The sequence below is a fragment of the Marinobacter sp. CA1 genome (assembly GCF_020546665.1).
In the GTDB taxonomy this organism is placed as follows: Bacteria; Pseudomonadota; Gammaproteobacteria; order Pseudomonadales; family Oleiphilaceae; genus Marinobacter; species Marinobacter xestospongiae.
This window is the reverse complement of sequence record NZ_CP071785.1, coordinates 1,223,957-1,236,426: the sequence shown is the minus strand read 5'-3', so window position 1 is coordinate 1,236,426 and position 12,470 is coordinate 1,223,957. Positions and strand designations below refer to the sequence as shown.

Here is a 12,470-nt window from a genome sequence, read left to right as displayed (position 1 = left end):
CGAGCCATGAATACCTTTAACCTGTCAGCTCCCCGTTCGCGTCCGGCCGCGCCCCTCTTTGTTGGCCTTGTCGCCCTGGCCGTCGCCATGGGCATTGGCCGATTTGCCTTCACGCCCCTGCTCCCGCTGATGCTCCGGGACAGCCTGCTGGACCCAACACTCGGAAGTCAGTGGGCTACCGCCAACTATCTGGGCTATCTGGTGGGTGCGCTGACAGCCGCACGCTGGCGCCACCACCTGGCCCAGGGCCTGACCACCGGCCTGGTCGGCATCGCCGGTCTTACCCTGCTGACGGCGTGGCCTGCGCTGACCAGCCTGCCGGTTACCGGCCTTCTGCTGCGGTTCAGCTGTGGTGTGCTCAGCGCCTGGGTACTGGTGTGTGCCAGCAGCTGGTGCCTGGAACAACTGACAGCACGGGGCAGCGCGGCCAAAGCGGGGATGATCTACAGCGGGGTTGGCGCAGGCATCGCGGTGACCGGCACCATTACCTGGCTTGGCGGCACCCTGGCGGCATCCACCCTTTGGCTGGTGCTGGGAGCGATTGCGATGCTGGGCGCCCTGCTGGTCATGGGGCGATTGGGAACAACCGGCAACACTCACATCCAGAATGACCAAACTGGCCGCGCCCATGATCAGCCTGATCCAGGTCGTCATTGGGGCCTGATCGTCTGTTACAGCCTGGCGGGCTTTGGGTACATCCTGCCAGCAACCTATTTACCAGCCATGGGCCAGACTCTGACGGACAATGCCCTGCTGTTCGGCCTCAGTTGGCCGTTGTTTGGGGTCGCGGCGATGATATCGGTGGTGATAGTCACCCGTTGGCTGTCTGCTTGGTCTGACCGCAAGCGCTGGGCCCTGGCCCAGACTGTACTTGCAGCCGGTGCCGTGGTCCCCGTGCTGTGGCCGTCACTGTCGGCTCTTGCGGTCTCAGCGTTGCTGGTTGGCGGCACCTTTATGGTCATCACCATGGCGGGGCTGCAGCTGGTCCGGTCGCTGGCGCCCATCAACCCGACCGCCTTGCTGGCGCGAATGACCGCCGGCTTTGCCTTTGGCCAGATCGCCGGCCCCGTGCTGGTCACGCTGCTGGCCTCTGTTTCGCCACTGCCCATGCCTCTACCGTTGACGCCAATCGAACAGGCCAACGTTCTGGCAGGCGGCCTGTTGGTCGTCAGTGCCGGTTGGCTGTGGTGGGGCAACCCGACACCGGGCCGGGTACACTACCCGACCGGCCATTCTTCCCAACGCACGTGAAAGGTATTTGCATGACGGCTCTGACCCAACGATTACCGCTGCGGTTCCCCATTATCCAGGCGCCTATGGCAGGCGTTCAGGGCTGGGAGCTGGCGGCGGCAGTATCAGACACCGGCGCGCTGGGCTCCCTGCCCTGCGCCATGTTGACCCCGGAAGCGATCCGCAAGGCGGTGTCACAGATCCGCGCGAGAACCACCGGCCCCATCAACCTGAACTTCTTCGCACATCAACAGCCAACCCCTGACCCGGCGGCCCAGGAGGCCTGGCTGTCGCAATTCAGACCGTTCTATCAAGAACTGGACGTTCCCCTGCCGGCGGGGCCGAGTGGTGCCAGTCGACAACCGTTCAACGAGATCCTCGCCGATCTGGTGTGTGAGCTTAAGCCAGAGGTGGTGAGTTTCCACTTCGGTCTGCCGGCCCCGGCTCTGATGACCAAGGTCAGGGACAGTGGTGCCCTGGTACTGTCGACCGCCACCACCGTCGCCGAGGCTCGCTGGCTGGCTGACCACGGTGCGGATGCCATCATCGCCCAGGGCTGGGAAGCCGGCGGCCACCGCGGCCTGTTTCTGGACCAGGACATCAGCAACCAACTGGGAACGTTCGCATTGCTGCCCCAGGTGGTGGCCGCGGTTGATGTGCCGGTTATTGCGGCGGGTGGCATCGCCGATGCACGGGGTGTGCGGGCCGCCATGGCGTTGGGGGCCAGTGGCGTCCAGGTTGGTACGGCCTATCTGCTCTGCCCCGAGGCCACCACGTCTGCGGTACACCGGGCCGCTCTGCAGAGCGACGCTGGCCTCACAACCACGGTTACCAACGTGTTCAGTGGTCGACCGGCGCGGGGGATCGTCAATCGCATGATCCGGACACTTGGCCCCATAAATGATCAGGCGCCGGCGTTCCCGCTGGCAACCGCAGCGTCAGCACCTTTGAGGGCAAAGGCGGAAAGCCTGGGCAGCGGCGATTTCAGCCCGCTCTGGGCCGGCCAGAACATCAGCGGTTGCCAGCCACTGCCAGCCCGGGCGTTGACCCAGGGGCTGGCCGAAGGGCTGACGTAACCCAGCACGTTCAACCGTCTGTGACGGTCACTTCAATGCTTCCCAGGTAACGCCCTTCAAGACGAACCTGGTCTCCGGGCATCAGATAATCGCCGGACGCCAGGCCGTCTTCGATCAGGGCTTCCACCAGGTAGTCCATCGCTGCGCTGTCCAGGAATGACAACGTCACCAGCCAATGGGCAATCGTGGTGACGTAGTAACCCGGTCCGGGGGCATTGAACACCACCCCTTCGGGGGTACCGGTCAACAGGGACTCACCCTGGCGAATGCCACTACCATTGCCACTGAGCAGAGCCACGGGCTGATCTCGATAGCGCCAGTCAGGTTCCTGTCCCGCTGCCAGAATTCTTTCCACCAGTGCATCCGGCTGAAGGATCATACTGTCCGCTCGGGCATGCTGGCGCAGATCCGTTCCAACGTAGGTTCGCAGGGCGAGATCCGGCAGCAATTGCCTCCAGTCTGCAGGGACCACCAACCAGGGCCCAGTGGGGAAACGATCCGCGCCACTCTTGGCATCGGTGAAACCGTGTCCCGAGGTTATGTTGTCCACGTCCAGACGCCGCAACATCTCGGCGCGGTCGGTAAAATCACCACAGAGAAAGAGGCCCGGCTGTGCCTGTCGCAGATCGGCCAGGCTGGTGAGGTCCCGGTCCCACCGCATACACAACTCCACTTCGTAGTCGAGCAGGCGTCCGTTCCCGCCAGCCATGATTACCACCGCGCCGCTGGCGGGACTGAACTTGGGAAACAGGAAAACCTCATCGATGTCCGTTTCCTCGCCGTGCTCCTCATAGTTGGCTCCAGCAGCCAGCTGATGCTCCCTAGGCCCACCCGTTGGCAGCAGCGCGTCGCGATCAATGGATTCCAGGGGCAAATCGATCGGGTTGGACAAGGCCAGCCGGAGCAGGCCAGCCAGACTCTGATAGCCCTGATTTCGAACCAGAGTCAGGCTGTCATGGGGATAGCTGTTGAAATGGCGACTGAGGTTGATGCCGTCGACCTGATCCGCTCCGGCCCTGAGCAGCAGTAAGGTATGGTGCTGGCCATCCCGCTGGATCTGGGCCAGGGTTAACGCCTGCTCCGGTGGAGCCAGTTCGACGATGGGAGCATCGGCCACTCCGGCCTCCATCGACAGGGCGTGGCCTGACAACGCCAGGCCACCAAACAGGCCAGCAGCAAGGCCGAGGGTTCGCGTTAAACGGTTCAAAAGCATGGTTGTAGCTCCCTGTGAGAGTGAGGTAAGGCCTGTCACTTTAGGGCGCCCACCGTCACAACTCTGTCACAGCACTGCTCTGAAGCCGGTCCTGCAAGGTGCACTCCGATCCGTTCCATTTGCACACAATTCGTGCTCAGATACCGACCATTGGTGAACATCTACGCATGAGGTCAGGATCTTGCGAGTACTTTTGGTGGAAGACAATGCCGGAATCGCCGGCAATATTGCCGAATACCTGGAACTTAGGGGCATGTCGGTGGATTTTGCCTACCGCGGTGAAGCGGCCCTGCAACGGCTGGAAGAACAGTCGTTTGATGTGGTGATCCTGGACGTCATGATGCCGGGGATGGACGGCCTGGCGGTGTGCGACCACCTCCGGCACCGGCTGCAACTGGACGTACCGGTACTGTTTCTGACTGCCCGGGATACCCTCGACGACAAGCTGGCCGGATTTGCCCGCGGTGGTGATGATTACCTCGTCAAGCCGTTCCAGCTTCCTGAACTTGAAGCTCGTCTGCAGGCGCTGGTGACCCGCCATCAGGGCCGCCTTCAACAAACGGTGAATGTCGGTTCACTGGAGCTCGACCTGCGCAATCAGCAGGCTCGCCTCGGGGAAACTCCGCTGGCGCTGGACAGGGTTCAGTTCCGGCTGCTGAGCCTGTTGGTTCAACAGGCTCCGGCAGTGGTTCGCAAGACCGACCTGGAATACCACCTGTGGCGGGAAGAAGCGCTGGAAGGCAGTGTCCTGCGGACCCATATCTACCGGCTGCGCAAACAGCTGCCGGAGCAATCACTGGAAACAGTACGGGGACAAGGGTATCGCTTGTGCGAACAGCGGCTGACGGCCCCGGACCGATCCGTTCCGGCCGGTCCTGGGCCCCAATCGCCATGCTGACACGCCAACTCGCCGACCTGATACAACGGGCGTCACTGCCCATCCGTCAGTCCCTTCGACGGCAGGTCATGGCCATCATCATCGCCGCCATTGTCATCTCCAGCGGGCTGATGCTGATGCTCACCTGGGCTGCCACCGAAACCGCCGCCGACAGTTTCATTGAGCGACAGCTACAGATGACGCTGACGCAACTGCAGGCCAAGAACCAGCAAGGTAACGGGCTGCAGTTGCTCAACGACGGTCCCTGGCACTCCTGGGCCGCCGATGATCCGGAGCTGCCAAGGTACCTGGTGCGATTCCGGGAGCCCGGGATCTACGAGCTCGGACACCCCAAAGTGCACGTGGCCGTCGCAGCCATGCCGCCGTCCGACACCCTGGTTCTGCTGCAGTACGAACCCGACCGCGACCCCTGGCAACCGGCCTACGCCAACGATGCCCGACAGATTCTGTTTGGGTTGATTCTGATCCTGCTCGTGGTCGGCTTGCTGCTGGCGAAGCCGCTTGCAGGCTGGATTGTCACCCCGGTGCTGGCGCTGAAACGGCAGGTCGACACCGCCTCCCCGAACCTGCCGCCGCAGCCACTGGACCGGCCCGATGAGATTGGCCAGCTCAGCGCAAGCTTTCATCAGGCCTTCACCCGCACGACGCAGTTCATTGAGCGGGAGCAACAGTTCACCCGCTACGCCAGCCATGAACTTCGCACCCCGGTGACGGTCATCCAGGGCGCCCTTGAATTGCTGCAACTCCAGCCCCTGACACCGGCTCAGCGTCGGCCTCTGGCACGTGTAGAACAGGCCAACCGGGATATGTCGTCACTGATCACCACGTTCCTGGAGTTGGGGCGGGAGCAGGGATCGCCGCCCTCCGCCAACCAGGTCGATCTCACCGGCTGTCTGGAGGCTGCCCTGAGCAACCTCCCGGTACCGCCAACGCTGCAGATCGACTGGCGGGCACGGGGCGCGCCCCGGACTGTTCCCGAGCAGGAGGCCTGGATCGTCTGTCACAACCTGCTTCGCAACGCACTGGCGTACGCCGACTGCAAAGTCACCATTAGAATTCGCGGCTCGCTTCTGTGGGTCAGCAACGACATTCCTGCCTCGACACCGGACAGCGGTTATGGCTTCGGTCAGGAAATCGTCCAGCGCCTGTGCCATCGGTATGGCTGGCCCTTTCGGGGACGCCTCAGCGGAAAGCGATATCAAACGCTGGTGGTCTTCAATGCTTGTGACCCGGATGTGACATAGCCGCCGCCATGCTGATGGCACCCTGAGGTAACGGTTTGACTGAACCCCCGTTGCCGTAAGCCATCTGCGAGGAACTGACTATGACACCGCGTTACTGCCTACCCCTGATAACCCTTGGACTTGCCACCCTGGCACCACTGCCGGAAGCTCTCGCGGCCGACCTGACGCCCGGGCTGAGTGGAAACGTCGCCCTGTACACCGGCGTTTCCCGCTTTGAGTCCAACCTCAATACCGAAGGCGCCAACACCCTTGCGGGGTTGGATGGCCCAACCGAACGCGAATCGGAAGCCCTGGTGGTGCCGATCTGGGATCTGAGCTATGGCTTTGCGAATCGGCATCAGCTGGTGTCGAAAGTCCACAAGGATGGCATTCTGAACAAACCCTACCTGACCCTGGGATACCGCTACCACCTGACTGGCGGGACAGTGATTGGAGGCGGCATCATTCCCGGCCTGATTCCAGACGAAACCTGGGCGGACCCCTACCGTCTAGGAGCCCGTCGAAGCACCAGTGATGTGGACAGCAGCGGCGCATACCTGACACTGGACAACCTGTTCTCGCCGGGCCTGAAAGCGCTGGTCGCCTATGGCCAACAGGACATTGACCAGGAGCGCAGCGGCCAGGATCAATCGCTGGCAATTCAACAGCAGCTGGAACGGGATGCCGATGTATTCTACGGCCAACTGTCCCAGGAACTGTCGCTGAGCGACACGCTGCAACTTACCTGGACACTGCATGCCCGGGATCACCAGGCGGATGGTGACGCGGAAGCCTACCAAGGTGGTGGAGGTGCGCTGGAGCTTCAGGGTGTGTTCGGCCGCCATATTCTGGGCCTGGAAGCCGGGTGGGCAAGATACCGCTACGATGGCAGCCATCCCCTGTTTGATCGCAAACGCCGGGATGACGTTGCCAGCGCCAGCCTGACCTATGGCTATGCCGCTCCGTTCAATCTTCCGGACACTCTGGCCATTGCGCAGCTGGGGTGGGATGACAACGACGCCAATCTGGATTTCTTTGACGAACAGGCTGTCGGTGCGGCGGTGGGTCTGCGCTGGTCATTCTAGCACCACCGCCTCATTGCCTACGCCGTCTTCAGGCTGTGCTAGCTTTAACTGGAGCCAGCCTGAAGCGGCGGGCCATACCGGTCAAGGGAGTGAGTCTGTGTCCATCTATCAACGCGTGATTGCCGCCTGTACGGGCTTGGTGCTGCTTGCCATCGTCTCCATGACGTACCTGTCTTACCAGAAAGGCAGTGACGTGGTCAGTGACTCGGTCAGGGAGCGCCTTAACGCCATTGCCACCCATCAGCAGGGCAAGATAGCGGAAGTGATCCTGGCCTGGCAGGACCGGGTGGCACTGATTGCCAGTCGTACCCAGCTGCGCATCAGCCTGCAGCGCTACGGCATCACCGCGCAGCAATCCGACCAGGACAAAATGGCGGCCATACTGGCAGACGCCCAGCAGTCTGTGCGGGCCGTTCGCGGCATTCAGGTATCGACCCTGGACGGCAAGGTTGTCGCATCCGCAGGCGAGCCGATTCAGACGATAGCCAGAATGATCGAGTTTTCCCTCCAAGAGACCAACCCGAGCCTGATCAACCTGGCCTCGGACCAGACCGGTCACCTGTTTGCCACGCTCAGCCAAGCTATGGTTATTGACGACGTGGTGGTCGGCAAGGTTCAGGTCACGCTGTCCGCTGATGAGCTGCTGCGGACCACCGCAGACACCACCGGATTGGGCCAGACCGGCGAAACCCTGCTCACTGCCCGAAACAGACAGGGCGAAGCCTATCTGCTGACACCACTGCGGCACCGTCCCGAGTTCTACCTGCAGCCGCTCAGGGAACTGTCCAGCCCGTTTGCGGCAAGCCTGGACGCAAAATCCAACGCCACGCTGGAGGTCGCATCCGACTACCGGGACACGGTTACCATGGTAGCGTTGCGCCCTCTGCCCACGCTCGACTGGCAACTGGCCGTAAAAATGGATCACGCCGAAATACTGGCGCCGGTGTCCGACTTTCGCACCACCGTCGCCATGGCCGCAATCTCGCTGCTGATCGCGGCCCTGTTACTGGGCGTGCTCATCGCCCGGGCAATTGCCGGCCCGGTCACGCGGCTGGCCGAGGAGAGCCGGCGCATTCTTGGCGGCGAGTACGATCTGAGAACCACCGAAAACCCACGGGCCGGCCGGGAAATTCTGGATCTTTCCAGAGCCATCAATGAACTCACCGACATGCTGATCCATACCAACGCCTCGCTGGAACGGCGGGTGGCCGCTCGCACACAGGAGCTGGAGCAGCTCAATGAAACCCTGGAACGGCGAATTCTGGAACAGGTGGAGGCCCGGCAACTGATCGACCCGCACCGGGGGCAGGCCGATCAGAGTTGATCCGGAGGTAACCCGAATCGCCTCAGGCCATCGACAGGTCAGACATTGCGGCCTTCATCTCATCCTCGGTGACGTCACGGATGTGGGTCGCCAGCGACCAGCGGTGCCCGAACGGGTCAACTACAATGCCGTAGCGATCGCCCCAGAACATGTCTTCCGCCGGCATCACCAGCGTCGCACCGGCGGACTGCGCCGTTGCAAGGGCGGCGTCACAGTCCGCGACATAGCGGTGAACGGTCACCGGCGTCCCGCCCAAGGCCTGCGGGGAACTCGGCTTGCCATCGGCACAGAACTCCGGAAAGTCGTCGCTCATGAACAGCACCTGCGATCCAAGGCGCATGGCCGCATGGAGAATCTTGCCGGTCTCCGGGTGAACCGAACGACTCAGCTCTTCGGCGCCAAAGGCTCTGGCGTAGAACTCAATGGCCTGATCGCAGGGATCACAGACAAGGTGGGGAATCAGGCCGGTCATGCCGTCTGGAATGGGATTGGTCATGGGATGCTCCTTGGCCCCGCTAAGGGCAAGTGGGTGTGGAATGGGGTCCTTCTCGACAGAGTCGAACGGCGACTCGGAAAATCGACAGCTCCTTGAGCATAGGCCGGCTTTTTTGCTCAGGACCGAGCTTTAAGGAGCCTCTGATCGCGCAGAGACGATTCGGAGTTCATCAGGCGCTCCTTAAAAGTCGATATCCACACCTTTGCCACTCACCAACCGGCCCAGCCCACGGATCAGCCAGATCAGGCACTCAACCGGCAACTCCAGCACCACTTCCAGCACATCCAGTAACGGATGCTCCTGCTCACGCTGCCCCCGTTTCCGGCTTGGCCAGATCAGGTAGGCCAGACCGAAGCAGAAGGCCGCAAGCACCAGCAAAGCCCAGCCCGTGGGCGTCGACACCAGACCATCCCAGATCAGAAAACAGGCCCCGAGAAAAACGCCGGTGGCAACAACGATTCGCACGGTTTCCATAGCAACGATCGATTCCCAGTGAAGTTAAGGAACCAATCCTAACTTCCGGGCAGCGCTTTATAGAAGGCTCAGACAAAAAAGCCAGGGCAAGTGCCCTGGCCAAGGAGTGACTCAATCGGAAGTCGGGGCGTCTCAACGCACGTCAGAAGTCGTAGTTCAGCGCCAGCTGCAGGTTGCGGGGTTCGCCCCACCAGCCCTGACTGTAGAAACCGACCTGTTCCAGGTACTCCCGGTCGAACAGGTTGTTGACGTTGAGCTGGGCACTGAGCTGGTCGCTGAAGGTGTATCGTGCCATCAGGTCCGCCACCACGTAGCTGCCCTGGCCGACACGCACCTTACCGTTGGGGTTGTTGGCACGGGTGAACACCTCGCTCTGCCAGCGGGCACCACCGCCCACCCGAAGCGCTCGCCAATCGCCCTGGAGCTGGTAGGCGGTGAACAGCTTGAACTGCTGACGGGGATGCAGGGTGTTGACCCGTTCATCATCGGCATCCCGGGCGGTGGCCAGGGTGTAGCTGGCACTCAGGCTCCAGCCCGGCGCCAGACGCCCCACCAGTTCCGCTTCCACCCCTTCCACCGTGCCGCCATCAACCGGACGGTAGGCCTGGGTATCCGGACGGCCCTGCACCGGCACATCGGGGATGGCCTCGGCGAGGTTGTCCTGCTCGCTGCGGAACAGGGCCAGGTTGCCGTCCAGCTGCTCCGCCAGCGTCGCCTTCACACCCAGTTCGTAGTTGCGACCGGTTACCGGGTCCAGCAAGTCACCGTCCGGATCGCGATTGTTCTGGGTCTGGAAGATCTCGGTGTAGCTGACGTAGGTGCTGACACGATCGTTGATGTCGTACACCACACCGGCGTAGGGGGTAAGCTCATTGCTGTAGGAATAATCCCGCTCTTCGCCGTAGTAGACCTGTTCGAGATCCCAGTTGCTCAAGCGCATGCCAAGCACCAGGTGAAGAGGATCAGCCACCGACAGACGGGTGACGGCGTAGGCGCCACTCTGCACCAGTTTGCTGTCATCGTTGCTGTTGAACTGGCCCCAGGCCGGCTCGTCCACCGCATCACCACGGCCGTTCAGATAGCGGCCAATATCCGGCCCACCGTCGGCTGGCAGGGCGACGGTCATGTCCAGATCGTCTTCCATCCGCATCCAACCCACCGCCAGCTCGTGCTCCCGGCCAAACAGTTCAAACGGACCTTCGGCGGTGAAGTGCAGGTCCTGGCGGCTGCGGTGGCCACGGTAGTTGGCGAAATACTTGGTCATTCCCTCACCCGTGTGCTGATCGGGGTAACCGCCACGGAACAGGTAGTTCAGGCCATAGTTGCCGTCGTCATAGCTGTAGGCCGCTCGCAGCCGCCAGCCATTGTCGAGAAAGTGGTTGATGTCGACAAAGCCGCGGGTGGTCTCATTGAAGAAGCCGGACCAGTCGGTGTTGTTGGCGGCCGAGCGGTCAAAATCGGTGCGGCTGCCATCGGCGTGAAACAACGGGAAGCCGGCGCCTGAGCCGTCCGTCTGGTTATGCTGGTACTCAACCCCGAGGGAAACCTCCGTGCCGGTCGCCAGTTGAGTATTGATGATGCCGTAGTAGGTCTCCCGCTCATCCCGCAGGTTATGAACGTAGCTGTCACCGGTATCGCGGACCGCGATCACCCGGGCGGCAGTACGACCATCCTCACTCAACGGTGTGGAAACATCCGCGGTAATACGCTGCTTGTCCCACCGGCCCACGCCGACTGACGCATTGGCCGCAAACTCCGGCAGTGGCTTCTTGCGGATGAAGTTGACGCTGGCGGACGGATCGCCGGCACCGGTCAGCAGACCGGTCGCGCCCCGCACCACCTCGATGCGGTCGTAGATCGCGCTGTCCCACTCAGTATCACCAAAGTTCCAGAAGCCCTGAATCGGCGTCAGCAGGCCATCGAACTGGTAGGTTTTGATGGCGTAGCCGCGGGCGGAAAAGCTCACCCGGTTGCTGTCCCGACGGGTCATCGACACACCTGGCGCCTGCTGGAGAATGTCACCACTGGTGCCCAGCGCCTGATCCTCAATCTGCTGGTGGGTCACCACACTCACAGCTTGAGGCGTCTCCTTGATTGACAGTGGCAGACTGGTGGCGGTGGTGCTGGCACCCGGCGCATAGCTCGAGCGCTGCTCGGAATCGGCAGCCAGCTCGCGACTGGTGATCTCCACCGTCCCCAGCTGAATCACCTCATCCCCGGCCAGCGCCTGGGGACTCGACAGCAAGGGTACAACCACCAGGCCGAGACAGCCGGCGTGGCGAACGGACGACAGATAATGATACTTCGAGGGCATCCAGTGACATCTCCTTTCCATGGCAGCATCGGCAAGGGCTTGGCAACCAACGCCCGCAACCACTGCCAAAAGCCAGTGAATCAGGGGACACATCTCCCCTTAATGCAAATCATTATTATTCAGCAATTATTGCCGCAGAAGCTATGGGAAACGACAGGATGTCAATTTGAGGCGACAACGCAGTCAGCTGCCAAGCGAAGCTACCGTCGAACCAGCTGACTCGGCGGCAGGCCATAGCGGCGACGGAACGCCGCCGTCAGGTTGGTGGCATGACGATAACCGGTGAAGTGAGCGGCCTGTTGCACGCTGTAACCCTGCTCCAGGTAACCTCGGGCCAGCTCCAGCCGACGCGCCTTGAGGAACTCAAACACGGTCTGGCCGTACACCGCCTTGAACTTGCTGCGCAGACTGCTCGGACTCATGGCCGCCAGCCCGGCCAGCGCGGTCATGGTGTAGTCGTGTTGCGGTTCCGCGGCCAGTCGATCGCGGAGATCCGCCAGGCGGCGCCGATCCCGCGGGCTCACGGGCGACCCGGCTGTGGTCTCTTCAGCCCCCTGCAGGCCCAGGGACAGCAGTTGCAGGCTGAGCCCCTCCAGCCATAGCGGTGAGGACTGAGGCGCTGCCAGCGCCTGGGCGAGGTAATCCGGCAGTTGCCACACCTGTCCGCGGGTCTGGTGGCCGGCGGCCACTTCCAACGCCGTCAGCGAGGCGGCATCCACGCTCAGGGTCAGCACCTTGAGACGCTGTCCACGGCGTTGCCGCGCATCCAGCCGCGCCTCCTGCTCCATATGGAGCGTGGCCACCGTTCGGTCGGACAACTCCAAGGTCTGGGACCCAAGTGAGAGCCCCACCTGCCCTTCCAGAACCACCACCAGGCACAGCGGTGCGGGATTGAGCGAACGGGATTCATAGGTTTCCAGCACCTCCACATCCGATCGCACCAGCTGCATCCCAGGCCGGAAGCTGAATTCCTCGACCTGGCCGGACAGTATGTCCGTCGGTGAGGCGTTGTCCGGGTAGCGATAGTCCAGGGCGAATCGTTCACCAAACTGGCTCAGATCACGATGACTAAAGGTGCGGGAAGCGGAATGGGGGGCGACGTGGGGTATGGCGGTTTCGATCATGACGGGGCATCAG

Annotated in this window: 11 protein-coding genes; 6 read left to right on the top strand and 5 right to left on the bottom strand. The window is 62.2% G+C overall.

The genetic code is table 11. The features are described from left to right. The first annotated feature begins 6 nt into the window (after positions 1-6). Positions 7-1,251, top strand: coding sequence for a YbfB/YjiJ family MFS transporter (locus tag J2887_RS05755; RefSeq protein WP_227174894.1), 1,245 nt, complete (start codon positions 7-9; stop codon positions 1,249-1,251). Positions 1,252-1,262: 11 nt separating this feature from the next. Beyond that, entirely contained in the window at positions 1,263-2,306 is a 1,044-nt protein-coding gene (locus J2887_RS05750) for an NAD(P)H-dependent flavin oxidoreductase (protein ID WP_227174891.1), read from the top strand. A 10-nt stretch (positions 2,307-2,316) separates the two neighbouring features. On the opposite strand, the gene J2887_RS05745 is transcribed toward J2887_RS05750, so the two are convergent. Then, a complete protein-coding gene (locus J2887_RS05745) occupies positions 2,317-3,519 on the bottom strand; it encodes a fumarylacetoacetate hydrolase family protein (RefSeq protein WP_227174888.1) in 1,203 nt (400 codons plus the stop codon). Positions 3,520-3,700: 181 nt separating this feature from the next. Here J2887_RS05745 and J2887_RS05740 point away from each other — a divergent pair, with 181 nt between their 5' ends. The 4 genes from J2887_RS05740 to J2887_RS05725 all read left to right on the top strand — a co-directional run bounded on the left by J2887_RS05740 (position 3,701) and on the right by J2887_RS05725 (position 8,049). After that, positions 3,701-4,417: a response regulator transcription factor gene (locus tag J2887_RS05740; protein ID WP_227174886.1), complete on the top strand. Its 717-nt coding sequence runs from the start codon at positions 3,701-3,703 to the stop codon at positions 4,415-4,417. Continuing rightward, on the top strand, positions 4,411-5,661 hold the full coding sequence (locus J2887_RS05735; protein WP_227174884.1) for a sensor histidine kinase: 1,251 nt from the start codon (positions 4,411-4,413) through the stop codon (positions 5,659-5,661). The genes J2887_RS05740 and J2887_RS05735 overlap by 7 nt, the downstream gene beginning before the upstream one ends. 80 nt (positions 5,662-5,741) lie before the next feature. After that, positions 5,742-6,725, top strand: a complete 984-nt coding sequence (locus J2887_RS05730) for a DUF2860 family protein (protein ID WP_227174883.1) — start codon at positions 5,742-5,744, stop codon at positions 6,723-6,725. A 97-nt stretch (positions 6,726-6,822) separates the two neighbouring features. Continuing rightward, the gene (locus J2887_RS05725) at positions 6,823-8,049 is read left to right on the top strand and encodes a cache domain-containing protein (RefSeq protein WP_227174882.1); all 1,227 of its coding nucleotides are present in this window, start codon (positions 6,823-6,825) and stop codon (positions 8,047-8,049) included. A gap of 22 nt (positions 8,050-8,071) precedes the next feature. Here J2887_RS05725 and J2887_RS05720 read toward each other — a convergent pair whose 3' ends face one another. The 4 genes from J2887_RS05720 to J2887_RS05705 form a co-directional block, all read right to left on the bottom strand. After that, positions 8,072-8,545 (bottom strand): VOC family protein, encoded by a 474-nt coding sequence (locus J2887_RS05720; RefSeq protein WP_227174880.1) that lies wholly within the window; start codon positions 8,543-8,545, stop codon positions 8,072-8,074. Between the two features lie 180 nt (positions 8,546-8,725). Then, entirely contained in the window at positions 8,726-9,019 is a 294-nt protein-coding gene (locus J2887_RS05715) for a hypothetical protein (protein WP_227174878.1), read from the bottom strand. A gap of 142 nt (positions 9,020-9,161) precedes the next feature. Beyond that, positions 9,162-11,333, bottom strand: coding sequence for a TonB-dependent siderophore receptor (locus J2887_RS05710; protein WP_227174875.1), 2,172 nt, complete (start codon positions 11,331-11,333; stop codon positions 9,162-9,164). Positions 11,334-11,533: 200 nt separating this feature from the next. Next, positions 11,534-12,457, bottom strand: coding sequence for a helix-turn-helix transcriptional regulator (locus J2887_RS05705; RefSeq protein WP_227174872.1), 924 nt, complete (start codon positions 12,455-12,457; stop codon positions 11,534-11,536). Between the last annotated feature and the right edge of the window lie 13 nt (positions 12,458-12,470).